Below are 23,775 nucleotides of genomic sequence, written 5' to 3' on the forward strand. Positions count from 1 at the left end.
TACCCTATTTTGCTAATTCTAGCATCCGCTCAAGAGGTGTAAGAGCATCCTGCATAAGCTGATCATCCATCTGCACCTGATTTGTCTCTGGCATATCCCGGAGCACATCTCGCACTTTCTCCATGGTTATAAGCTTCATATCCCTACAGACAATTTCCTGGTCTAAGCCATAGAAACGCTTATCTGGCGCTTGTTGTGTTAAAGGATGCATAATCCCTTTCTCCGTTAGGATAATAAATTCCTTAGCTGGACTCTTAAGAGCGTAATCGATAATCCCTTTGGTACTGCCTACGTAATCTGCCTCTTTACAGATTTCTTCCCGGCACTCCGGATGGGCGAGGGCTATCGCCTCTGGGTGAGCCGCTTTAAGAGCCTGTACTTCGGCCACTTGAATACGGTCATGGGTTGGGCAGTGTCCTTCGTTGAAGATAAAATTCTTCTCTGGCAACTGTTTCGCTAAAAAGCCACCAAGGTTATGGTCCGGAATAAAAAAGATGTTTTTATTCGGCAACTCTTTTACAATCTTTAAGGCATTAGAAGAAGTCACACAGACATCGCTTAAAGCCTTAATCTTGGCAAATGAATTGACGTACGTTACCACCGCCACGTCTTCATACTTTTCCCGGACCGCTGCAATCTCTTCTGGCGTCACCATATGCGCCATCGGGCAATCCGCCCCGCCATCAGGCATAAGCACGGTCTTCTCTGGGTTTAAAATCTTCGCACACTCGCCCATAAAAGAAACCCCGGCAAAAACGATAACGTCTTTATCCACACCGGCTGCCACCTCGCTTAAATAATAGGAGTCGCCTACGTAATCGGCAATCTCCTGCACGTCACCGTCCACGTAATAGTGGGCGAGAATTACCGCGTTTCGCTGTTTCTTTAGTTCTTCAATTTCCTTTTTTATACTTGTTTCTTGGCTCATCAGACCTTTCCTTCCTTTTCCTCGTACAAAATCATGCCACCTTTTTCCTCATATCCTGTTTCCCAGAGCTGATCAAAAGAAATGGTGTGCTTTTTGGCATATGTGGCTACCGTCACCTGCATTTCACCGCTCTTCTCTTCCTCGTAGCCCGTTAGTAAAAACCAATGCCACGTGAAAAAAGACAGACTCTTTTGCTGATGTTTTAGCAACAAGAAAGGAACCACCTTTCCTCCATCTATCTGGCGACGAACCCTCTCTTTGGCAAGAGAAAGCTCGTTATCACCAGAAAATTCTTTTATCCGATAGGGAAAAGCGATACCGTAGTCTGTCAAATACTGCTCTAGCTCCTCTTTATACCAGGCGAGTTTTTTAACGCCGTGGATGCGAGGGCTGATATATGGTTTCATCAACATGCCGAAAGCCTTGTAATCCTCTTTCGTCACCTGTTTTAAATCGAAGGGATAGAAATCGGCTCTCGCTAAATGCTTGGCAAAATAGATCAGGCTGTCACAGGCAACAAGAGCTGCGCAGCCCCCCATATGCATCACCAGATTCGTGTGCCAATCTTGATTTCCTCCGTAAGCGCCATCGACGCTAAAATAACTTAACTCATTCATGATTTATAATAACCTAATTCCTGCCTCTTTGCAGATTGCTTTTGTCTCATCATCCCACAGTGATGTCTGCACTTCACCGATATGAGCCTTGTGAAGAATCAGCATACACACTCTTGATTGCCCGATACCACCGCCGATGGTAAGAGGTAATTCGCCATTTAACAATAGCTTGTGGAAGGTGAGCTCACGACGCTCGTTGCAGTTTGCCTTATTAAGCTGCTCATCTAGCGCTTTTTCATCCACCCGGATTCCCATGGAAGAGATTTCAAAAGCCGTTCCTAAGATCTCGTTCCAGATGAGGATATCGCCATTTAGGGACCAATCATCGTAGTCAGGCGCCCGGCCATCATGGGGTTTCCCTGACTCTAATTTATCGCCGATCTGCATCAGGAATACGGTCTTATGCTCCTTACAGATAGCGTTTTCTCTTTCTTTCGCCGTCATTCCTGGATACTTATCCTCAAGCTCTTGGGTAGTAATATAAAACACTTCCCGGGTAAGCGTATTCGTAAGGGCTGGATACATTTCACAGATGCTTGTGGCGGTATCGTAAAGAGCACCGACGATTTTATCCACCGTTTCTTTTAAATAATCTAGATTCCGCTCATCTTTTGTGATTACTTTTTCCCAGTCCCACTGATCCACATAGACTGAGTGAATATTCGAAAGCTCTTCATCTCGGCGAATCGCGTTCATATCCGTATAAAGGCCATTCCCTGGATAGAAATCATACTCTTTTAGAGCCATTCGCTTCCACTTTGCTAACGAGTGGACGACCTGAGCGCTTTTTCCGGTCTCCTTCATCTCAAAGGATACTGGGCGCTCGATGCCGTTAAGATCATCGTTAAGGCCGGTCTTCGGATCCACAAAAAGGGGCGCAGAAACTCGCTTAAGCTCTAATGCAGCTGCCAAATTGTCCTGAAAGATATGGCGCAGCTTTCCAATCGCCACCTGGGTTTCATATAAATCGAGGGCAGACTGGTAACCTGCCGGTACTGTTGTTTTACTCATCTTCTCACCTTTCCTCACTGCTTTGTCCTACTAGTAGGATATAATACCATAAAACGCCTTTTTCTTCCACTACTAGGATGTTTCATCTCGGCGTTTAAAGATCTTATTAATATTCCTTTTAAAAAGAATACCGGCGGTAGTCGCCGAAATCACATCGGAAATCGGTTCTGCCAAATAGATTCCCAGTACGCCGATAAACTTAGGTAACACAAGCGCTAGGGGAATAATCAAGATCACTTTTCGCAGACAAGCAAGGAAGAAGGAAAGCTTGGCTTCTCCTAAGCCCACAAAGGCACACTGAGCTCCTTGCTGAATACCGAAGACCATCATACCACTGACAAAAAGCGGTAACATTTTCCTTACAATCTGGAGGATACCCTCACTGTCGGTAAAGAGGCGACCAAAGAAGCTTGGAAAGAGCATGACCACCCCCGTTAGAACCACCATCACCACCGTAATGGAGATGAAGGCAATCCGGTAAGCCTGGCGAACCCGGTCGTCCTTTCTCGCCCCGAAATTATAGCTAATAATCGGCTGAATTCCTTGAGTTAAACCGGCGGAGACAATAAAAATCATCTGCATAACGCTTTGAATAATCGTCATGGCCCCAACGTGATAGTCACCTCCGTATTTTTGTAACCCACTGTTAAAGACTACATTAATTAAAGACTCCGTAAATTGCATGATGAAGGGCGACACTCCCAGAGCCATCATGCCAAGAAGCAGGGGCATCTTCGGGCGCAGATTATCTAGCCGCAGGCGAATATTACTTTTCTTAGAACTTAAATAAACGACCACAAAGAGCGCACTCACCGCCTGAGAGATAATGGTCGCCAGTGCCGCACCTTTCACTCCCATCTTGAGCCCAAAGATAAAGAGCGGGTCGAGAACAATATTAAGTAAGGCGCCGATTAATACCGTAAACATCGCCGTCTTAGACTTTCCCTGACAGTTGATAAAGGGATTTAGCCCTAAGGATAGCTGAACAAACCCGGTGCCTAATAGATAGACGCTCAAATAATCCAGACCGTGGCCAAGGGTGGCTTCACTCGCCCCAAAGGCTAGAAGTATGGGACGCTTTAGCACCTGAAAGACCACCGTTAAAACTACGCTGATTATTAGGAGCGCAGTAAAGGCATTCCCTAGCATCGCTTCGGCTTTCTTCTTGTCCCCCTTGCCCATTTCAATGGCCGCTAAAGGGGCACCGCCAGAACCTATCAGATAGGCAAAGGCGGACACAAGAATAAGAATAGGAAATGTCACCCCTACCCCAGTAAGAGCTTTCTCCCCTATCCCTTCAATCCGACCGATATAGACACGGTCGATAATATTGTATAAAACATTGATTATCTGTGCGAGAATTGCTGGCAAGGCCAGGGTGATGACGAGCTTAGGCACAGGCCAAGCTTCTAAGCGATCTTTTTCCATAAGCTCCATTATACAGCAAAAAAGGATATTCTCCATATAAAAATGAAGAACATCCTCTTTATTTTAAGCCTTTTATGCATCTGCCTCACTAGCTAATAAAAAGCGATACACAAGGGCTGCCAAAATACCACCAACTACAGGGGCTACGATAAATAACCACACTTGCTTAAGCGCTTCGCCACCAACTAATAACGCTGGACCAAAGCTTCTTGCTGGGTTAACGCTGGTTCCTGTAAAAGGAATACCTAAGATGTGAATGAGGACTAACGTAAGTCCGATTACCACACCAGCGATAGAGCCGTATTTTTCCTTAGAGGTCACTCCTAGAATAAGTAATACAAACACAAAGGTTAGTACGACTTCCACTAAGAAGGCACCTGCCATTTCTGTTCCCAGAGCACTTGCCTCTCCGTAACCGTTCTGACCTAGCGCTTCGTTGCTACCAAAGAAGACGGTTAGGATCCCTGCACCAGCGATACCACCGAGGAACTGAGCCACTAGGTAGCCGATAAAGTCTGTCACTGACATCTTGCCGGCACAGAATACGCCTACAGAAACTGCCGGGTTAATGTGACATCCCGAAACATTGCCGATGGAGTACGCCATTGCGACGATAGAAAGGCCAAAGGCAAAGGCGATTAAAAGCGTCGAAAAGGCTAGGGGGGTTGTCACACCTAAGTCGCCTCCCAGTAAGGTGTTGGCGGCCACGGCACTTCCGCAACCGAAGATAACTAATACTGCTGTTCCGATAAATTCTGCTACATATTTCTTGATATTCACAGTGTATTCTCCCTTCGAATCAAATTTTTTCCAAATGTAATACTACCACTAATTAGGAGTTTTGGCTACACCTTTTAGCCGGCCATCCAGCCGCCATCAACTGGCATCGCTACACCATTCACAAAACTAGCATCATCGGTTGCTAAGAAGACCGCTACTTTAGCGACTTCTTCTGGTTTTCCCGTACGCGGATTTACGGCATTGGCCTTCATCACCTTTTCAATTCCTAAAGGAGAAATCTTGGTCTGATCAAAGTTGCCGATTTCCGTCTCTACCCCACCAGGACAGATAACGTTCGCCCGAATCCCTTTTTCCGCGTACATAATTGCGGTGTTCTTCGTCAAGCCAACCAAAGCGTGTTTGGAGGTTACGTACGTCGCTCCCCCAGCAGCGCCTCTAAGACCGCCTACGGAAGCGATATTGATAATCACGCCACCGCCACTTTCGAGGAAAATATTGACGGCTTTTCTCATAGCTTCCATCGGTGCCGTCAGATTCACTCGCAGCACCCGCTCCCAAAGCTCATCGGTCAAGTCACCTACTGGCATAAAGTTATCCAGAATACCGGCATTATTAACGAGAATATCTAACTTACCGAACTCGGTAACTGCATAATCAAGCATCGCCGTTACATCTTCTGGCTTTGCCATATCTCCGGAAAAGGCCACGATATTAGGAAACTCACCAGCTAGCTCTTCTAGTTTTTCTTTTCTTCTAGCTACTGCCACCACTTTAGCGCCTTCTGTCGCGTAGGCTTTCGCAATCTCTCGGCCCATTCCTGAGCTAGCACCGGTAACTACCGCTATCTTTCCATCTAATTTACCCAAATCGAAATCCTCCTTTATATAGAAGCGAATTAATAGTTTGCAATTTCAATTATAGGCCTTTATCTATTTTTTAACAAGCTTTATGCGTCGTTATCTGAAAGTTTTATAAGTTTTATAATTTGATTACAATGTCGGTAGCTTTCGAAACCGCCGGGGAATGAGTCACCAGGATGACGCACCGGCCTTCGTCAGCTAAACGGCGCATAATCCCTAGAATTTCCTTCTCTGTCTGGCCGTCTAGGTTACCCGTTGGTTCATCGGCTAAGATAACATCTGGATTATACGCAAGGGCCCTAGCAATGGCAACTCTTTGCTGCTGCCCGCCGGAAAGCTGTAGCACCCGGCGATTGGCTTCTTGCTCACTAATCCCTACACTCCTTAATAGGCGCATGGCTTCTGCTGATTTGTCCACCTTTTTCATCTCGGCGATATCCATTGATAACACCACATTTTCAAGAGCTGTTAGCTTCGTCAGCAGATTGTAGCTCTGAAAAATTACACCCACGTATTTGCTGCGATACTTATAGGTATCGATTTTCTTTACGTCCTGTCCCAGGTAATACATCTCTCCCGAATCAGGTCTTGCCAGACACGCCAGCAAGGATAAAAGCGTGGTCTTACCAGCTCCGGACTTACCGACAACAGCATACATTTTTCCCTTTTCAAAATCTAGAGACAACTGATTTAACACCACATTTTCTCCATACGAATAACTAACATTATCTAATCTAAGTACACTCATGTCTTTCCTCCTACCTAATCTCGGTTTACTAAAATATCCAACGGGTTATAGCGCAAAATAAAGACAATTGCCACCATACCTGCCACTATTCCCAGCAACAAACCAATCCCAATTAATTGAGCTAACACCGTGAAATTAAGAGATGCATCTACTTCGTCTAAGTAATTACTTTCCTCAGCTGCCCCCGATTCACCCCTTTGACCGTCCATCATGCCGCCACCTGGCCTACCAAACGCCGCTTCTTGCTGGCTCTCCTGCTCACTCATGGATTCTATTTGTTGTTTTAATAAGGAATTAGAAACCGGCCCTGATAAAGCCACACCGAGACCAGTGCCAATTACCATGGCGCAAATAGTCACTAGGAGTGTTTCTAATAGAAACGACAGTGCTACCTTTCCTTTTTTCATACCGATGGCCGTCAAAACACCAATCTCATATTTTCGCTCGCGGACGGCAAACATATTAATTACGATTAGAACAACAGCACCTATTCCCAGCACTACGATTAAAAAGTAGCTCGTCATCTTACTTAAATTTTCTAGCGGAATCAGGCTATTTTCATAGCTGCTAACATCTGTGGAGGTGACCTGATAGTCTTCTGAAAGCCCTAACTCTCTCACCTGTTCCTCAAACGCGTAATAAGCATCTAAATCTTTAAATATATACGTTCCCGAAACTTGTTCCGGTAAAGCCGTAGTCGTCTCTAGACCGGTGGTTTCATCTGTCGATGTGGTAGCTACACTGGTGGAGGTACTGATTATACTTTCTGCACTTGGATAGCTAATATAGATGCGATTAGCCGCATCATTTCCTGGATTAAAGCCGCCCATCATGCCCTCGCCATTACTACTAGACTGCTCATTGTGATAGATGCCACTAACAGTAAGGATATACGTCTCCCCTTCATTATTCGGATTCTCTACGGTAATTTCATCTCCTACAGCTAAGTCATTATAGGTAGCAAGCTCATCGGAAATCACACAGTTCATATCGCTTTCATTAAAATCAAAAAAGCTGCCCTCGGTAATACTGCTACTTCCAGAGATGAAATCCGTCATCGCCTCTTCTTTTCCATAACCAACTACCGTAAAATCTCCCTGGGTGCCCATGCCGCCTCGTACAAATCCAGGCATACTACCGCCACCAGACATCTCTCCACTTGGCATATCACCGCCTGGCATCATTCCCGTATCCGTTCTTTCACCTTCACTACTGCTCCCATTATCACTGCTTTCACTTTGAACAGACGTAGACACAGCTTCTAATTCCTCGCTTCCATTTAGTGATAAAGACGATGAATAGTAAAAGTCCGTAACCGCCTCTGCCTGTGCATACCCTTCTAGCTCTGACAGTGAAAGACTTTCGGTGCTCTGAAGCCTTTCCCGCATGGCTTCTGGGTCCGGCGCTTCTCCATCTTCGCCGCCAGACATCATCGCCTGCCGGTCTACGCTAATCTGAGCCGATATCGTCATCGTATCTAAGCTACTCGTCTTAGCCTTATCAGCGGCCCCCATAATAGATAGACCGACACATGATGACAGGACTATGATAAAGATAATAATGCCAATCAGGATATTTCTCCCTCTATTTCGACTCACATTTCGTATTGCGTTCTTTATAATATACATCTTAACTACCTCCTTCTTTTTGCAAGCCAGATTGTATATTAGAAACCTTGAATGAACCTTGAAACACAGATTTTACACAAGGTGTTCAAGCTTTTTACATGAGCTCTTCGTATAATAAGCTAACGTAAAAAACACAAAAGAGGTATAGTTAAATGCGGATTTTACTAATAGAAGACGACTGCGCACTTGCGGAAGCAGTCGCCGAACTTCTAAAAAATGAAGGCTTTATTGTAGACTGTGTCCACGAAGGAAAGCTCGGATATGATTTTGCCGTAAGCGGCATATACGATCTCTTTCTAATCGATGTGATGCTTCCTGGCCTGAACGGCTTTGAAATCCTAAGAAAATTGCGGCAACAAAACATACACACGCCTGCCATTATGCTAACTGCCAAAGCCGAGTTAGATGATAAGCTCGCAGGCTTTGAAAGCGGGGCTGATGACTATATCACCAAACCCTTTATGACTAAGGAACTTATCGCTAGAATCTGGGCGGTCTTAAAGCGTCAAAATACCGGCGAGCATAAGTTCCTCACCTTTCACGATCTGGAACTTCGAAGCGCCGAAGGCACACTCCACAACACGCAGACTAATAAATCAATCACCCTGGGACCGAAAGAACTGTATTTGATGGAATCCTTTCTAGCTCACCCCTCCCTCATTCTCAGCAAAGAAATATTAACCGAGCGTGCCTGGGGCTATAACAGCGACTCCGAATACAACAACATCGAAGTCTACGTCTCTTTCCTGCGCAAGAAAATAGTCGCACTTCAGTCTCAGGTGCAAATAAAATCCATTCGGGGGATTGGGTATAAATTGGAATATAAAGATTAAGAGAAAACCGTTCTAGAACTTAGTCAAATTATCGGTGAGGAGACGGAAATTTTATATGTTTGATTTGTCCTTGATTTCCGTAAAAAGTTGTTGCATTTTTCACGACTTTTGAATATAATGAATATTGTTCGATACCGATGCGGATTGGTGTAATGGTAGCACAGCAGACTCTGACTCTGTTAGTAGAGGTTCAAATCCTCTATCCGTAGTTTTATTTGAACTAAAGATGAAAATTGCATATCGCGGAGTGTGGCTCAGCTTGGTAGAGCGCTACGTTCGGGACGTAGAGGTCGCGTGTTCGAATCACGTCACTCCGATTAAACCCTTGCATTTGCAAGGGTTTTCGCATGTCTGAAAACAATCACTTTACACCGCTGTCCAGCCTCCATCAATAACTACCGTTTGTCCCGTCGTGTAGGAAGAAGCATCCGAGGCAAACAGAAGCATCTGCGCTAAGAGCTCTTCTACTCTACCGGGACGACCGAGGGGACAACGATTCGCTAGTAAGGCTTTTGTGCCCTCTTCGATAACCATCATTTCACTAGGAAACATTCCCGGAGCGATGGCGTTAACCGTAATGCCATACTCTGCCCACTCCTGGGCAAGACTTCTCGTAAAATTGGGAATCGCCCCTTTTGTGGCATTGTATGCTAGATTGGGCATGTGATGCCCAGCAATCATCCCGAACATCGAGCAAGTATTAATAACCCGCCCGTACTTATTAGCAATCATATGCTTGCCGCACTCTCTGGCCATGAGAAAGTAACCGGTTAAGCTAATGTTCACCACTTGATTCCATTCCTGAAGTGGCAGATCAACTGTCGGCGTTACCTTAATGGCACCGGCATTGTTAATAAGAATATCAATTCTCCCAAAGTGGTCCATAATTTCCGCCACGGCTTCTGTTACCCGGGCCTCATCTGTTACGTCTACCGTTACCGGCAAGCACTCTCCGCCACTTTCTTCAATCTCTTTCTTTAATTCTTCTAGACGGTCCGTTCGTCTAGCCAGCGCTGCTACTTTGGCACCGTTTTCTGCAAGTGCTTTGGCGTAGGCATTGCCAAGACCAGATGACGCTCCTGTTACTACCGCCACTTTTCCCGTAAGATCCAAATAATTCTTCATGTTCTGCCTCCTTAAATTTTTCCATGTGACCTTCTGCCTGATGAGTAGTTTAACTATAATATCATCTGCCGCTGTCTCCCACCGCACCATTTGGGTACCAAAAGACCTGCCAAAATCGGCAGGCCTCTCGGTATTTGTATTCTATTTACCGTATTTCTTCCTTCTTAAAAAGATGATGATACAAGTTAAGAGTGCGAGGATTACGATTCCCGTCCAAAGAGCAATCCAGGAATTGTCTCCCGTGGTGATAATCGATTTTTTCGAAGTTTTACCACCATTCTTAAGGTTGGCGTCGCCAGCTGGCTTAGCATCTGCTGTAATCTTAGCGTTTACCGTCTTTTCAATCACTTTTTTAAGCTGTGGCTCTAACCCTGGCTTAGTAATCTCTTCTTGAATCTCATAGCCTTCGAGAACCACTGTCGTAGTAATCGGCGCTGTTGCCGCTAATAAATTCTCCAGATTTGGTTTTACTTCAAGGTCGGTCACCTCGTCTCCCACCACTTTTTTAGCTGCTGCCTTTGTCTCTTTTGTCACATAAGCTTCTAGCGTTCCCTCTTTCTTCATCTTATTCAGCTCCGATATGCTCATTTCGATATCGACACCTATTATTTCATAACGATACAGAGAAAGCACTACCGTGGTACTTGTTGTATCTGGGGCAATAAGGGTGATGTTTACTTTTCCGGTCTTTTCTTTGCTAATCATTTCATTAAGAGCATGAATGGTAGTTTCGTCAATAGCAATATCTCCCCTAGCTATGTCCACACCCTCAGCATCCACAGCCTTGGTTTTTAAAATCTCTTTTATAGAATCGGCGCTAAGAGCACCTTTGTCGATATTGTAATCTCCATCTTTGGCACTAAGTACGGTGCCAATTAACGTTACCGGAATCGTAAGACCAAGTTTCTTATCAGTCGTTTGGTAAGCAAGAGTATACTCTCCCAAAGCTCTTTCCCCGATAGCTTTATTAATCTTCTGCAAATCTTCTACCGAGGTGTCCACACCATCCTTAATCTCATTTCCAAACTTATCTTCTAGATATACATTAGATAAAGCATTCATACTAGCCTCATCTAATTCCCCGCCAATAACGTCGTAACGTACTCCGTTGGCACCTAATCGACGGCCGTCATCACCTGTATTTACGTAATCAAATAAGGTTACGCGAATGCCGACGGTTAGATTATCTGGCGAACCAAAGGTTAAGTTAAAGCTACGCTCTCCTTTGTATCTGTTGCCTTCCGCAAAGATTTGTCCTTTTGCCTTATTTATGGCTTTTAATTCATCAGCATTCACCGTAATATCTGCTGCTTGATATTTATTTTGGTGTTTATCGTTGGCCCAGGCTTTTCCTAACTCCTTAGCAAGGTTGGCTGTCAAATCATCGGCTTGTGCTAAGTTAGTATCTGATACATGGACTCCGTAGATAAAATTCGTTCCCCCAATGGCGCCTTTACCGTCTTCAATTGTTCCCACGCCTGTAAGGGTCACGGTAATCGTTACCTTATCGCCGGTATTTGCATCTTTATCATAATCCTGAGTATAGAAGGTCAGCTCATATTGTCCCTTTATACCTGCAAGGATTTGATCATTGATGTGCTGTAACTGGGCCGAATCCACAGTTGCTTTATCAAGCTCTTGCTTCGTGCTACCATCCGCCTCAAAGCCAGCCACTACTACCTTGGCAAGTACTTTTGCTTTTGCCGCATCAATAGGGGGCATTGCCGTACCGCTTTCATCGGCAACTGCGTAGCTAAAGTGACTAGCACCGATTTTGCCCTTCTCGCCATTAACATCTGTTTTGGCAAAATATGCGTATAGCTCTTTATCGCCCGTATCCGTTGGTTCGATTTTTACAACTTCGGTACCACCGCTAGCGCTATCATACCATCCTAGGAAAAGGTGACCGGACTTGCTAGTTGGAGCAAAGGATGAAACACCAACACCATAGGTGTACTTGGTCGGGTTACTCGTTGCTTCGCCGCCATCTAGGTGATAAGTGATTTTATACTCGTTAAGTTTCCAAACGGCGTAAACCGTTTTCTCAGATATAAAATCAATCTCGGTACCGTCGCCAAAATCAGCGACAGTGGCATCATTGGTGGTTGCCCAGCCGAGGAACTCATGACCGGCTCTCGTTGGATTCGTTCCCGGTAATGCAGAAGCGGTCAGTGCCGAGCCATATGGGTAAGCAATGCTCGCCGGCGAAGCCTCTGTGTCACCACCGTTCTTATCAAAATTAACGGTGACATTGACAGCCTTCCACTGAGCTTTCAAGATGATCTCGCCTGCTTCAGAAAAGAAGACTTCTCCACCAGCGGAATATTCATTTCCAGCTCCATCTTTCCAATTTATAAATTCGTATCCGGCAAGCGTTGGTTCCTGATTGCTTACGGCAAATTTATTGCCTGCAACTATGCCATAAATACCAGAGGAAGCTATCGGCATATTCTCTGCTCCCGTTATGTCACTAGGCAATTTGCTTGGCAAATTCTGGTCATATGTCAACTGAATTAATTGCGTACCAAAGCCAACTTTGCTTGAATACGCCTGTAAGAACACTGGCGAGTCCCCTTTTTCTAGGGCGTAGTATTTAAATTGATTATAGGCTACCTGACTGCCGCTGCTAGGTATTTTGAACTTAAGTATCGCATCCAAGCTCTCTCCTGCAGCGATCGTATGCGTGCCAAATTCAATGTAGATTGCCGTAGCCTTTGCCGCACCACCAATCGCTTCCGCATTTTCTTTCCAGATATCCGCTTCGCTTGGCGCGTATGTGGCCAGATTAATCTCATCATATGTTGGCAATTCTGTAATCGCTACATCTGTATAATAAATTTTATAATCTAATGCATCTGGTACATTCACACCCTCAAAGCTAACGTTACCATCCGAACCGCGTCCGTCTGTAGACGAGGGCAAAATATTGTAAATCTTTAGATTGTCAAAGTCCGTATTTCCTGTATTGGTTAGCGTCGCTTTCATCTCAACGATTTCATCGTGTGTCGCCGGAACAAAAGCATCTGTAACCCAAGCATTTTCTGTAGACGCACTCTTTACGCTACCAGTACCAGATAGTGCCGTCACTGACACAATGCTTAGAGGTGAATGGTAATAGTCCACCATACCCGTGTAATTATCACCATCGACAAAGCCCATAGCTGTGGCCATCTCTGACCCTAGGTTATTCTGATATATGCCGTTTATATGCTCATATTTGGTTGCGTCTTTCTGAGTGACGGCAACCGCAGGAATCGGATAATATCCCGGCTGTGCGCCCGCCGCAACTTTAAATTCTAAAGGTATCTTATAAGAAACCTCACTTTCCACTATGGCCCCGCAAAGCCCTTCGTCTGCTTGAAGGTTATAGTAATTATAATTCTCATCTGAGCTAACAAGACTCACCGCTACTGCACCTGTTTCCGTCTTCTGATTCACCACGTCGATAAAGTCTTTTGGTGTACCTATGTCTTGCAATTCTAGGACTTTGGGAACAGCAATAACGATTCGCGGATTTAGCAAATCACCATCCGACCTGATTCCATCGTTATATCCCTGGACTTCGTAACTTACACTCTCTCCTGGCTTCTTACCGTTGGCATTACTGCTAACCATATCGACACGAGCGTAAGGGGCATCAGAATAATACACCTTGTGGTCTTGACTTGGCCATGATGTGGGGTCTCCGCTTTCTGTATCATAAAATAGGGTCCACTGTAGGGTAAGCGGCGTATTGTAGCCTACCTCGGTACCATCGGGCCACTTATAATCCGCCCACTGCTTGGGCTCATAGTAAAAGCCCACAGAGGTCTTTGGTGGAAACTTCCCTTCATCTTCTGCATTTCCCGCGGTGCCCATAGGCACAGCAGTCACATTATCATAGTAATGTCCAGCTGCCAAAGGTGGAAGCTCTATCCTTTTACCGTATTCATTACTAGGTTCTGTTTCTCCCTGACTAATTACCTGATCGGAAGCATCCTTTATTTGATAGGTAAGCTTTACGTAGGGAGTAGGATATTTATCCGGATCAAGGGAATCCGGATAAACTAGAAAGTGAGAAAAATTCACTTTACCAGAACCGGTAGATTCTTGATTCAGTTCCAGGCTTACTCCTGTTATTGCTTTCGAGCCACTGTTCTTCGTGGATGCTCTATCTACGTATTTGTCCGTCGATACATAGATGCCTACTGGCTGGTTGTCTGTTTTCTTTGAAACCACTGACCACCAGTCGCTTTTCGTATAATGAAAGCCGGTATTTTCCAACTTCCATTCTTGCTCTGGCACTTTTTCATAGCCAAGACTAGCACTCGTGGTCTGAATGGCGCCATTCATTTTCTTATAGTCTGCCCCTATCGTAATCTTAAATTTCGTTCCATCTTCCATAGTATCTGGAAAAGAGATTCGAGGTTCATACATGCATCCAGCGTAATAGAGGGCTCCCCCGTACTGCCACTCATTCCACTTATCAGACGTATTGGCGATTTGGCCTGTGTAACGCTTATAGCCTACAGGGACGGCTGGATTATCGCTATTGGTTTCTAACTCCTCATTAAAAAATTCTAATGTAGGACTATCTTTAATCTCCGCTTCTTCTGGAATCTCGATATAAATCACACTCTTATAACTTGGATCAAAGTCTGCTTGATACCAATCGAATTGCTTGTAATTCGCCTGAAGCGATAATATCCCCCCTGAAAACTGGTTGTTTATCGGCACCAGCGGAAGTCCAAACGGTTCAATCACAGTATCGGCCACGGTTCTAATTTCTTGATTTGCCGCCGTCACCTTCACTTCGCCATCTACTCTTAAAACTGGCTGTAGGTTCCAAAGAACGGAACCATTATCGATGAGACCTAGCCCTTTACCAGCACCATCCGTCTTCAGATACTTAGCTGCATTAAAGTCAAAACGAAGTGTAAGAGAATCTACGGTTGCCGCACTTAAATTGTCTTTGATTTTCAAAACCAGAGTGTCTGCCGTGCCATCCGCGCCTTTTACTATTTCATAGCCGCTATACATCGAATCGCTTTTAAGGTCGATAGACGACTCATCTAAAACAAAGATATCATCCGTCATTGTAAAATTAGGATGGGTTGCCCCGGTCGGTCGATAAGTAAGGGGCACTTCCACTTGGGCACCTGTAATTCCTGATTGGAAGGAAGCCTTTAGCGTTACGGTTAAGGGCTGCGGCGCTTTACCAGAGTCTTCATTTACAAATGTCTGGTATTCATTAGTAGATGGCTCTGCTACCAAATTAAGGCTTCCCGTATCTTGAGGTCCAATTTTGGCAACGCGTCCTTCCTTTTGAGGAATTTCCGGGGCCTCTTCTTGCACCAACTGGGGAATCGTTTCCTCTTCGTTATCTGTCCCCTGTTCTTCTTTCGGTAATTCTTCCGTAATGAGGGATTCCTCTCCTGATTCTTCAACTACTTCTGTATTTTCTTCTACCTTTTCTTCACTACTGCCTTGAGTCTCTTCTGTCTGAGCAGTAACATCATCCGCCAATACCGGTGTGATACTACCACAAACTAACGTCAAGGCCAGAAGTATGCCAAGCAAAGATTGTAACCATTGTTTTCTTTGTTTCTTCATACTCTTCCTCCTTTTCGAATAATGGGTGTGTCTACACCGTTAGTCTAACAAAGAAGGTTTTTCGCATCAAAGAACGCCAAATTAAAATAACTCGCAATAGGTGGTTTGTATTTTCTTCGGCGTCTTTTGTGTCGTTTATGTCATTCCCTCATCTCGATATCCTTCTTTTTTGCATAAGAAATAAAAAATTCGCTAAGCTCGTTGCGTGCTCGTGATAAGAACACGTACAACGCCATAATCAGCATCACCGGCACTAGGACTAGGAGAATAATTGCCATCGCGAACCACAGAATGTATTCATCTTCCCACTGTAGAAGACTGCTCTCCTTGTCCAGACTCATGTAGATAAAATCTTTCCGACTAAATATCTCTGCCCCGGTACGATAGGCATGAATCGTTATCGTTGTTCCCCTCTGCGTACTATAACTAATCTCCCCGTAATTCTCTGTTATCTGGTTGGTAACCACCTTCGTAATAGGGACTTCACTACCATCCTCTAAAGACCAAGCGTGAGCTCTCGCTCGCCGGATCATCTCTGTCTTTGTAAACTCCTTCATTTCCTCGGCTTTGGTAAACTCAAAATCGCTAGCATCTATACCTTCCCTGTGAACTTTTGAAGTGACTGTGTAATCATAGGTCACCGTAATATAAACAATCCCTTCAATCTCTTCCCCTTCGTCCTGGGCCGCTATCTTCACCGGATAAGTGCCGGCTCTCTTAACCTCGGTAACTTCTTCTGGAGTATAGATCTTTTGCTTATCCTCCTGGGCGCTAACTATTGTGGTCTGACAAGTTAGCAAGATTAAGAGAAGTATTCCCATTATCTTTCTTGTGCCAATCATTCCTCGCCCTCCTTATCTGGTAAAAATAAGGTGGCTGTCACCAAATCGTCAGTAATCTCATACTTATATTCACCGCCTAGCATCTGGGCTAAGTCCTTAATCAAGTAGAGTCCATTGCCGCTACTATAGGTATGATCTTTGTCTGCTGTATGGTTCTTTACCACGTAGTCCATTCGTTCACTACGTCGCATTCTATCAATATCCTTGCCTTCGCTCTGGTTCTTGGTGATGACTAAAATACCTTCTTCACGCTTATGGACATCAACAATTATTTCCGTCTCGGAAATCGTATAGTGAACTAGATTCGTTAAGATGTTATGGATCAATAATTGTACCCCCGCTTTGCTCTGATTAAGAGTACTGTCTTGCGGTCCTTCGTAGCTAAACAGCAATTTCTTCTTCTCCATCTCCGGGCGGTTGTGATTCTGTGAGGTGAGAATAAGCTCTTCCATATCAATCGTTTCAATACTGCTCCCCACATTGTAAAGGTCTTCTCGCATAACCTTTAAAATCCCATTAATCTCTTGTAAGAGCTTCTGAGAATGGGCTATGTTCGAACGAAGAGCAATTTTACGCTCTACCGTTAGCTCGTCATGCTTGAGCTTGATTTCATTTTCTATTAGCGATTGGTGTACTGGTCCCTTTAAGTCATGAACTAACGCTCTAGAAAGCTGAATGGTGTTTTCTAGGCGGTCGCTTTCTACAGAAAGCGCCAACTCTAGATTCGTATTTTTACTATAGACTTCCTTGAGCGCACTGCGCTGTCTAACAAAGAAATTTCCTAACCGTTCATTCAAAGGGTCCGTAGAACTCACTCCTTGGAAATGTTCCATATTGTCTTGTTCTGCTTGCTCTAATGATTCCGCCACCTGATAAAGAGGGTTTAAAAGGTTCTTAAGCAAGAGAATAATTAATACAAAAAGCACCAGAAAAATCACTGCCACTAAGAGGTTCTGCCTTAAGAGAAATCCCTCTAGCTGGTTCACAAAGGTGGTGCGATAGATCACGTACCAGACGTAATGCAGCTTGCCATCTAGAATAACTTCACCGCCGCCTTCCACGAATTTGGCCTGCTTATTAATAAGACCTTGGAGCTTCACGTCTTTTTCAAAAGGTAAGCTTTCAAAGACTACCTGATTATCTTTATTCACCACGACTATCTCTACAGCGTATCTCTCTATTAGATCCTGCAGAGCTTCTTCCCTTTCTTCTGAGTGGAGAGCCTCGTCGATTTCTTTTTTTACAATTTCTACGTGTTTGAGTTCCTGATTTCGGTAAGATTGTCTGAAAAAATATAGATTACTAAAGATAAAAATGACTACGATTGCAAATAGTAGTGTGGACATTATAAAGACTTTGCCCATTTCTCGTCTGCTTCTGTTCCCCTTTACTTTACTCCTATTCATATATCAAGTCTCCCCTCCTTGCCTTCTCATTCATTCCACTTGTACCCAACTCCCCGAATAGATACTAGTGATGATATTTGAAGCTTCTCTCGTATCCTCCGAATGTGTACATCAATCACCCGGGGATCAATTTCTTCTATCTCGGTAGTCCATAACTCAGCGATAATTTCGTCCCTTGAAAAAGCTCTGTTTTTATGTCTTAAGAAATGTAATAATACCTCAAACTCCTTTTTTGTTAACTCGATGTGTCTCTCCCCTTTATACACATCGTATCCTTTACTGTCTGCGGTGATACCTTCCGCTTCCGAGCAAAAAAGCGTTTCTTCCTTTCGACTGCTCTCATCTCGCAAAATTCTAAGCACGTAATGATTGATCATCTCTAGGCTTTTTTCCTTGCTTAAAAAGAAGTCCACTTTTAGATTCAGAGCAATATGTTCGATGTCTTCCGCCTGATAGCCTGTGAGCATGATTATTTTTACAGTAGGTCTTATCTCCTTCATCGTCTTAATTAGTCTAAGCCCATCTATGTTCTCCATTTTATAATCGGTAACCACAAGATCATAGCTTTCTCTTGTAAACCTCGATAAAGCTTCGATTGGATTATATTCGGTGACGATACGATAACCCGGTGTCACGATAGCTAACTTAATCGTGTCTATATATTCCCGGTCGTCATCTACCAGCAAAATATTGTACATAAGCTGCTCCTCTCTAAAGTCCTTTCCATTTATAACCGTAGCCTCTAACAGAAGAGATACTATAGATTCCCAGTTTGGCTCGAAGTCGCTTAATATGTCCATCAATCACTCGCAATTCTACCTTCTCAATCTCCTTTGTCCAGAGCTTATCAGCTATCATTTCACGACTAAGAGCAATCCCCCTATTTTCTAAAAACAATACCAGTAGCTCATACTCCTTCTTCGTAACCTCCACCGGTACGTCATTCTTATACACTTGACGCTTGCCGGTATCAATTATCAGATTATCCTCTTTAGAGATCAGCTTATACCCAGAATCTCCCTTCTGAATAATCTCTTTATTTAGCAAATCTTCAATATACTTTATCGTCACATGAAAGCTTTTATCTTTGCTTAAGTATTGATCCACATTCACTTCTAACGCCTGTATTTCAATGTCTTCCTCTGGAAATGCCGTTAAGATAATACTTTTTACCGCTGGATTAATACCTTTTAAAATCGAAAACATTTTAATCCCATCCATTTCCTTCATCCGGTAATCGGAAACGACAATATCATAAGGCTCTTTAACGTACTGAGCAACTGCATCTACTGGGCTCGCGATATACGTCACTTCAAAACCTTTATCTTCTAATTCCTTTTGTAAATTTTTCGCATAGTATTCATTGTCCTCTACTAGTAAAATTCGCTTTTTCATTTTCATTGGCTTTTCCCTCCCCTAATAGCGCAATTCCGCATTATTGACACATTTCTATCTTAGCAAAGCCGCTTTCCATACACAAACACATCTTAATCATGTTTGTTCGTTTTGTTTACTTTGTGTCTTTTTCGTGTCTTTTTACCAAGACCATTCCCATTTTTTGTAAAATTTTTCGCAAAAAAAAACGCCTCTTTACGTCGAGGCGCTGTTTTTTGCTATGGTATTACGCTTTTTTAATTCGGTCAATAGCCGCTACGGTATTCTCGTAGGTGCCAAAAGCCGTCAAGCGGAAGTACCCTTCCCCGCTTGGACCAAAGCCTGATCCTGGGGTACCTACTACATTGGCTTTTTCCAGAAGGAAATCAAAGAAATCCCAGCTAGTCATCCCCTTTGGTGTCTCCAGCCAGATATAAGGTGCATTTACACCACCGGAAACGGTGTAGCCAGCTTCCTTAAGGCCGTTGTAGATCACTTTTGCATTATTCATATAATACGCTACTTGCTCCTTTAGCTGAACTTTTCCTGTCGGTGAATAGACTGCCTCGCCGGCCTTTTGTACAATGTAAGGAGCTCCGTTATACTTCGTTCCGTGTCTTCTAGCCCACAGAGAGTGCAACGTAGTGTCCCCTGATTTGATATCTTTAGGAATGACTGCTGCCCCTAGGCGCACACCGGTAAAGCCGGCATTCTTGGAAAAGCTACGCAGTTCGATGGCACAGGTCCGTGCACCTTCACATTCAAAGATGGTATGCGGTACATCCGCCTCGGTAATATAGGCTTCATAGGCCGCATCGTAGATAATCACCGCTTTGTGTTCATTGGCGTAGTCTACCCATTTCTGTAGCTCAGCTTTCGTAATGGTTGAGCCCGTCGGGTTATTCGGAAAGCATAGATAGATAATATCCGGCACCTCTTTTGGTAGCTCAGGCGCAAAGTTAGTGGCCTTGGTACAAGGCATGTAGATGACATCACTCCACTTTTCTGTCTGAGGGTCATAGGTGCCTGTGCGCCCAGCCATAACATTCGTATCTACATATACTGGGTATACAGGATCACATACTGCAATCTTATTATTCTTGGCAAAGATTTCCTGAATATTACCGGAATCGCCCTTAGCGCCGTCGGAAATAAAGATTTCATCCGCTTTAATATCACAGCCGCGAACCTGATAATCGTTTTGAGCCATCGCACTTCTTAAAAACTCGTAGCCAAGATCTGGAGCGTAGCCATGAAAGGTAGATGCATTTCCCATCTCCTCTACCGCTCCGTGAAGAGCTTCGATAATGGCTGGTGCCAAAGGTTGCGTCACGTCGCCAATACCCAAGCGGATAAGCGCTTTCTCTGGATTTTCCTCCTGATAAGCGTTGATCTTTTTCGCAATGGTGGAAAACAAATAGCTTCCCGGTAATTTCAAATAATCCTCATTAATTTTAAACATTCTAATCGTCCTTTCTCGTCTTTACTCGTCTCTAATACTAATCACTTCTAAGGCTGTATCCACCAGGCGCTGGCCTTTGTCCATACTGGATTTTTGCAAGAATCTGTGGGCCTCTTCCTCTGTCATTTGGTTGCGGCCAATCAGAAGCTCTTTCGCCTGGGCGACGATTGCCTTCTCTTCCTCTGTGAGCATCTTCTTTTGTTTACGTTTTTTCTTTCGGTAGACCGCATAATCGTTGATTAACATGCCCACCGTATTGATGAGCTCGTACCCTTTAAGGGGCATCGGCAGACCAATAATATTTTCACTGGCTACGCCCGCTAAATTCTCCGGCGCAGTAATCAAAAGCATATTTAAGTCCTTAGGCAAATAGTCCCGCAACTCGAGGACCATCATATCCGCTAGGCGATAGCCACTGATGACCACGCCTCTCTCCAGGGTCTCTGTAAGTTGTAGCGCCTGCGCACCAGTAGTGCATACGCCTAGTACTTCGATTCCATTTTTGGTTAATAGGTTACGTATATTAATCCCATTATCTTTGTTGGGAAAAACAACAATTACTCCGAACAAGACCTTCGCCTCCTCTCTTAGCCGTTTCTAGTTGCTAGATTCGGTGTAGGTATTGTTCGATTTCCCAGGTACTGACTTTTTCCGCATAGTCAAGATACTCTGCTTTTTTAGCCTTTATTAACTTTCGGGCTAGTTCTTCGCCGACCACGCTACGGATAAATTCATCCTCTTCAAAAGCCCCCGCGGCTTCTAAAAGGGTCCTCGGCAGAGCTTCCACTTGCGCTGTGGCCACTTCTGCTGCCGACATTTTAGCAATTGTTTGGTCGATGGCACTAGGGGGTAGCTGCCTATCTTTAATCCCTTGAAGTCCTGCCTTTAAACACACCGCTAAGGCTAGATACGGATTGGCGGCCGGATCGGGGCTAGTCAGCTCAATTCTCGTACTCTCCCCGCGAATGGAAGGAATCCTGATTAGCTGAGTCTTATTTATCGGTGACCAAGCGATGTGGCTAGGAGCTTCATAGCCCGTAACTAACCGCTTATATGAATTCACTAGGGGATTGGTAATAAAGGTAATGGCCTTGATATGCTTCATAATCCCCGCGATAAAGTAATACGCTTCTTTACTTAGACCATAGGCATCGCCTTGATCAGTAAAGATATTCTTGTCGTCTCTTCTCATATACATATTAAGATGCATTCCTGAACCGTGGACGCTGCTTAACGGCTTAGGCATAAAGGAGGCATGAAGACCATGTCTTTTGGCAATCGTCTTAACCACCGTTTTAAAGGTCATTAAATCATCCGCCATACAAGAGGCTTCGGCAAACTCCATGTCAATCTCGTGCTGCCCTGGCGCATGTTCGTGATGGGAAGACTTAACGGCAATATCCATCTCTTCTAGGGTAAGGACGATATCCCGTCTGGCATTTTCTCCCATATCTAAAGGCCCTACATCAAAATAGCTAGCTCTTTCGTGGGTTGTGGTAGTAGCCATCCCATTTTCATCTGTGTGAAAAAGGAAAAACTCACACTCTGGACGAACACGAAAACTTAGACCCAGCTCCTTGGCCTCCGCAATCGCTTTTGCTAAGACCTGCCTCGGATCTTGGGAGTATGGGGTGCCGTCGGTTTTATATACATTGCAGATAAAGCGGGCAACCTTTCCCTGTTGGGGGCGCCAGGGGAAGATTTCAAAGGTGTTTAAATCGGGATACAAATACATATCCGACTCTTCCATCCGGGCATAGCCGTCGATGGAGGAACCATCAAACACAATCCGGTTATCTAGAGCCTTTGGCAGTTGGTTTACTGGAATGGCCATGTTTTTCATATTGCCGAAGATATCCGTAAACTGTAGCCTAATAAAGCCTACATCCTCTTCCTCCACTAGTTCCATTATTTCTTCTCTGGTATAATTTCTCATCTACTCTCCTTCTTTCAGTGACTGTGCAAATACCTTAGCCAGTTGGCAGAGTTCTTCTTCCTGCTCCTTTTTAAGCGATGACTTAATGGTTACTTGGGGCTCTAAGACTTCCATCTTCTTCATCTTTGCTAGTTCTTCACGGATGAGCTTACCGCTGGCCGGAGCCCAGCTCCCATTTTCAACGATCGCCACCTGACGATTTTGTACGCACAGAGCCTGGCAATCGTGGATGAAGTCCGCCATCTTCGGAAAAATCCCGTTATTATAAGTAGCACAAGCAAGGACTACGTGAGAATATTTGAATATTTCTGAAATTAAGTACGAAACATCGGTCTTGGACACATCATACATTTTCACCTTACTTACACCCTCCTCTTTAAGGGCCGCGGCTAGCTTATCGGCCGCTCTGTGTGTGTGTCCGTAAATCGAACCCACCAGGATTAGTACGCCTTTTTCCTCTGGCTCGTAGCTACTCCAAGTTTGGTACTTATCGATAAAGTACTCAAGGTTACTACGCCAAACGGGACCGTGAAGAGGAGCAATCATCTCGATTTCAAGACCGGCGGCTTTTTTTAGCAAGGCCTGAGTCTGCATTCCGTACTTGCCCACAATATTGGCGTAGTACCTTCTAGCTTCGTCTAGGTAATCCTCCGGAAAATCTACCTCGTCATTAAAAAGGGCACCATCTAAGTCGCCAAAGGTGCCAAAGGCATCGGCAGAAAACAAGGTCTTCGTGGTCTTATCATAGGAAACCATCACTTCTGGCCAATGGACCATCGGGGCCATCACAAAGGTAAGTTCATGCTTTCCAAGAGGCAAGCTATCGCCTTCTTTTACTATCACCATTCTATCTGTTAGATCCACATCAAAGAACTGATGAATCATCGTCTCGATTTTGGTATTCCCTACTACTTTCATCTGCGGATACCGATCTAATAAACGCTTAATATTGGCACCGTGGTCGGGCTCCATATGATGTACTACAAGGTAATCGATGGTTCTCCCCTCTAAAGCGGTCTCAATATTATCGATAAACTGATCGGTAACATCGCTGTCCGCGGTATCCATAAGCGCAACCTTATCATCTAAAATCAGATATGAATTGTACGTGACGCCACTTGGCAAGGGAAACAGGTTCTCAAAACGAGCTAACCGTTTATCTCCTACCCCCACATATACTATATCATCGCTGATTTTTCTAGTAATTTGCATGCTGATCCTCCTTCTATATGTAAGTTGTCGTA

19 protein-coding genes and 2 tRNA genes are annotated in these 23,775 nt (G+C 44.4%); 3 read left to right on the top strand and 18 right to left on the bottom strand.

What is annotated here, in order from left to right; genetic code table 11:
- Positions 1–4 precede the first annotated feature (4 nt).
- From nadA to NHH16_RS01140, 8 genes are all read right to left on the bottom strand, one after another.
- Positions 5–928 carry a quinolinate synthase NadA gene (gene nadA / locus NHH16_RS01105; RefSeq protein WP_262067753.1) on the bottom strand — a complete coding sequence of 308 codons (924 nt, stop codon included), beginning with the start codon at positions 926–928 and terminating at the stop codon, positions 5–7.
- A complete protein-coding gene (locus NHH16_RS01110; protein ID WP_262067754.1) occupies positions 928–1,545 on the bottom strand; it encodes a hypothetical protein in 618 nt (205 codons plus the stop codon). The genes nadA and NHH16_RS01110 overlap by 1 nt, the downstream gene beginning before the upstream one ends.
- A gap of 3 nt (positions 1,546–1,548) precedes the next feature.
- Positions 1,549–2,556 carry an aspartate--ammonia ligase gene (gene asnA / locus NHH16_RS01115; protein ID WP_262067755.1) on the bottom strand — a complete coding sequence of 336 codons (1,008 nt, stop codon included), beginning with the start codon at positions 2,554–2,556 and terminating at the stop codon, positions 1,549–1,551.
- Between the two features lie 72 nt (positions 2,557–2,628).
- On the bottom strand, positions 2,629–3,984 hold the full coding sequence (locus NHH16_RS01120; RefSeq protein WP_262067756.1) for an MATE family efflux transporter: 1,356 nt from the start codon (positions 3,982–3,984) through the stop codon (positions 2,629–2,631).
- Positions 3,985–4,056: 72 nt separating this feature from the next.
- Positions 4,057–4,764 (bottom strand): MIP family channel protein, encoded by a 708-nt coding sequence (locus NHH16_RS01125; RefSeq protein ID WP_316043918.1) that lies wholly within the window; start codon positions 4,762–4,764, stop codon positions 4,057–4,059.
- 74 nt (positions 4,765–4,838) lie between these two features.
- Positions 4,839–5,591, bottom strand: a complete 753-nt coding sequence (locus tag NHH16_RS01130; protein WP_262067757.1) for a glucose 1-dehydrogenase — start codon at positions 5,589–5,591, stop codon at positions 4,839–4,841.
- 112 nt (positions 5,592–5,703) lie between these two features.
- On the bottom strand, positions 5,704–6,333 hold the full coding sequence (locus NHH16_RS01135) for an ABC transporter ATP-binding protein (protein WP_262067758.1): 630 nt from the start codon (positions 6,331–6,333) through the stop codon (positions 5,704–5,706).
- A 14-nt stretch (positions 6,334–6,347) separates the two neighbouring features.
- Complete coding sequence (locus tag NHH16_RS01140; protein WP_262067759.1) at positions 6,348–7,961, bottom strand: ABC transporter permease; 1,614 nt, start codon at positions 7,959–7,961, stop codon at positions 6,348–6,350.
- Positions 7,962–8,113: 152 nt separating this feature from the next.
- Here NHH16_RS01140 and NHH16_RS01145 point away from each other — a divergent pair, with 152 nt between their 5' ends.
- The 3 genes from NHH16_RS01145 (at position 8,114) to NHH16_RS01155 (ending at position 9,111) form a co-directional block, all read left to right on the top strand.
- Entirely contained in the window at positions 8,114–8,794 is a 681-nt protein-coding gene (locus NHH16_RS01145; protein ID WP_262067760.1) for a response regulator transcription factor, read from the top strand.
- A gap of 138 nt (positions 8,795–8,932) precedes the next feature.
- Positions 8,933–9,003: transfer RNA gene (locus NHH16_RS01150), tRNA-Gln, on the top strand.
- Between the two features lie 34 nt (positions 9,004–9,037).
- Positions 9,038–9,111: transfer RNA gene (locus NHH16_RS01155), tRNA-Pro, on the top strand.
- A 49-nt stretch (positions 9,112–9,160) separates the two neighbouring features.
- On the opposite strand, the gene NHH16_RS01160 is transcribed toward NHH16_RS01155, so the two are convergent.
- The 10 genes from NHH16_RS01160 to NHH16_RS01205 all read right to left on the bottom strand — a co-directional run bounded on the left by NHH16_RS01160 (position 9,161) and on the right by NHH16_RS01205 (position 23,743).
- Positions 9,161–9,919, bottom strand: coding sequence for an SDR family NAD(P)-dependent oxidoreductase (locus tag NHH16_RS01160; protein ID WP_262067761.1), 759 nt, complete (start codon positions 9,917–9,919; stop codon positions 9,161–9,163).
- A 141-nt stretch (positions 9,920–10,060) separates the two neighbouring features.
- Positions 10,061–15,511 carry an InlB B-repeat-containing protein gene (locus tag NHH16_RS01165; protein ID WP_262067762.1) on the bottom strand — a complete coding sequence of 1,817 codons (5,451 nt, stop codon included), beginning with the start codon at positions 15,509–15,511 and terminating at the stop codon, positions 10,061–10,063.
- A 140-nt stretch (positions 15,512–15,651) separates the two neighbouring features.
- Positions 15,652–16,353 carry a hypothetical protein gene (locus NHH16_RS01170; protein ID WP_262067763.1) on the bottom strand — a complete coding sequence of 234 codons (702 nt, stop codon included), beginning with the start codon at positions 16,351–16,353 and terminating at the stop codon, positions 15,652–15,654.
- Positions 16,350–17,759 (bottom strand): histidine kinase, encoded by a 1,410-nt coding sequence (locus NHH16_RS01175; protein ID WP_262067764.1) that lies wholly within the window; start codon positions 17,757–17,759, stop codon positions 16,350–16,352. The genes NHH16_RS01170 and NHH16_RS01175 overlap by 4 nt, the downstream gene beginning before the upstream one ends.
- Positions 17,760–17,785: 26 nt before the next feature.
- On the bottom strand, positions 17,786–18,457 hold the full coding sequence (locus tag NHH16_RS01180) for a response regulator transcription factor (RefSeq protein ID WP_262067765.1): 672 nt from the start codon (positions 18,455–18,457) through the stop codon (positions 17,786–17,788).
- Between the two features lie 13 nt (positions 18,458–18,470).
- A complete protein-coding gene (locus NHH16_RS01185) occupies positions 18,471–19,160 on the bottom strand; it encodes a response regulator transcription factor (protein ID WP_262067766.1) in 690 nt (229 codons plus the stop codon).
- 220 nt (positions 19,161–19,380) lie between these two features.
- A complete protein-coding gene (locus NHH16_RS01190) occupies positions 19,381–20,595 on the bottom strand; it encodes an LL-diaminopimelate aminotransferase (protein WP_262067767.1) in 1,215 nt (404 codons plus the stop codon).
- Between the two features lie 21 nt (positions 20,596–20,616).
- Positions 20,617–21,165 carry an ANTAR domain-containing response regulator gene (locus NHH16_RS01195; RefSeq protein ID WP_262067768.1) on the bottom strand — a complete coding sequence of 183 codons (549 nt, stop codon included), beginning with the start codon at positions 21,163–21,165 and terminating at the stop codon, positions 20,617–20,619.
- Positions 21,166–21,199: 34 nt separating this feature from the next.
- The gene (glnA, locus tag NHH16_RS01200; protein ID WP_262067769.1) at positions 21,200–22,531 is read right to left on the bottom strand and encodes a type I glutamate--ammonia ligase; all 1,332 of its coding nucleotides are present in this window, start codon (positions 22,529–22,531) and stop codon (positions 21,200–21,202) included.
- Complete coding sequence (locus NHH16_RS01205; protein WP_262067770.1) at positions 22,532–23,743, bottom strand: FprA family A-type flavoprotein; 1,212 nt, start codon at positions 23,741–23,743, stop codon at positions 22,532–22,534.
- Positions 23,744–23,775 lie beyond the last annotated feature (32 nt).

This window comes from Ohessyouella blattaphilus (genome assembly GCF_024721265.1).
GTDB classification, from domain to species: domain Bacteria; phylum Bacillota; class Clostridia; order Lachnospirales; family Lachnospiraceae; genus Aequitasia; species Aequitasia blattaphilus_A.

Coding starts and splice junctions, on each gene's coding strand:
- NHH16_RS01205 (WP_262067770.1), bottom strand. CDS start 23,743: ATGCAAATTACTAGAAAAATCAGCGATGATATAGTATATGTGGGGGTA.
- NHH16_RS01110 (WP_262067754.1), bottom strand. CDS start 1,545: ATGAATGAGTTAAGTTATTTTAGCGTCGATGGCGCTTACGGAGGAAAT.
- NHH16_RS01170 (WP_262067763.1), bottom strand. CDS start 16,353: ATGATTGGCACAAGAAAGATAATGGGAATACTTCTCTTAATCTTGCTA.
- NHH16_RS01190 (WP_262067767.1), bottom strand. CDS start 20,595: ATGTTTAAAATTAATGAGGATTATTTGAAATTACCGGGAAGCTATTTG.
- NHH16_RS01120 (WP_262067756.1), bottom strand. CDS start 3,984: ATGGAAAAAGATCGCTTAGAAGCTTGGCCTGTGCCTAAGCTCGTCATC.
- NHH16_RS01175 (WP_262067764.1), bottom strand. CDS start 17,759: ATGAATAGGAGTAAAGTAAAGGGGAACAGAAGCAGACGAGAAATGGGC.
- NHH16_RS01180 (WP_262067765.1), bottom strand. CDS start 18,457: ATGTACAATATTTTGCTGGTAGATGACGACCGGGAATATATAGACACG.
- asnA (WP_262067755.1), bottom strand. CDS start 2,556: ATGAGTAAAACAACAGTACCGGCAGGTTACCAGTCTGCCCTCGATTTA.
- NHH16_RS01135 (WP_262067758.1), bottom strand. CDS start 6,333: ATGAGTGTACTTAGATTAGATAATGTTAGTTATTCGTATGGAGAAAAT.
- glnA (WP_262067769.1), bottom strand. CDS start 22,531: ATGAGAAATTATACCAGAGAAGAAATAATGGAACTAGTGGAGGAAGAG.
- NHH16_RS01140 (WP_262067759.1), bottom strand. CDS start 7,961: ATGTATATTATAAAGAACGCAATACGAAATGTGAGTCGAAATAGAGGG.
- NHH16_RS01160 (WP_262067761.1), bottom strand. CDS start 9,919: ATGAAGAATTATTTGGATCTTACGGGAAAAGTGGCGGTAGTAACAGGA.
- NHH16_RS01185 (WP_262067766.1), bottom strand. CDS start 19,160: ATGAAAATGAAAAAGCGAATTTTACTAGTAGAGGACAATGAATACTAT.
- nadA (WP_262067753.1), bottom strand. CDS start 928: ATGAGCCAAGAAACAAGTATAAAAAAGGAAATTGAAGAACTAAAGAAA.
- NHH16_RS01165 (WP_262067762.1), bottom strand. CDS start 15,511: ATGAAGAAACAAAGAAAACAATGGTTACAATCTTTGCTTGGCATACTT.
- NHH16_RS01145 (WP_262067760.1), top strand. CDS start 8,114: ATGCGGATTTTACTAATAGAAGACGACTGCGCACTTGCGGAAGCAGTC.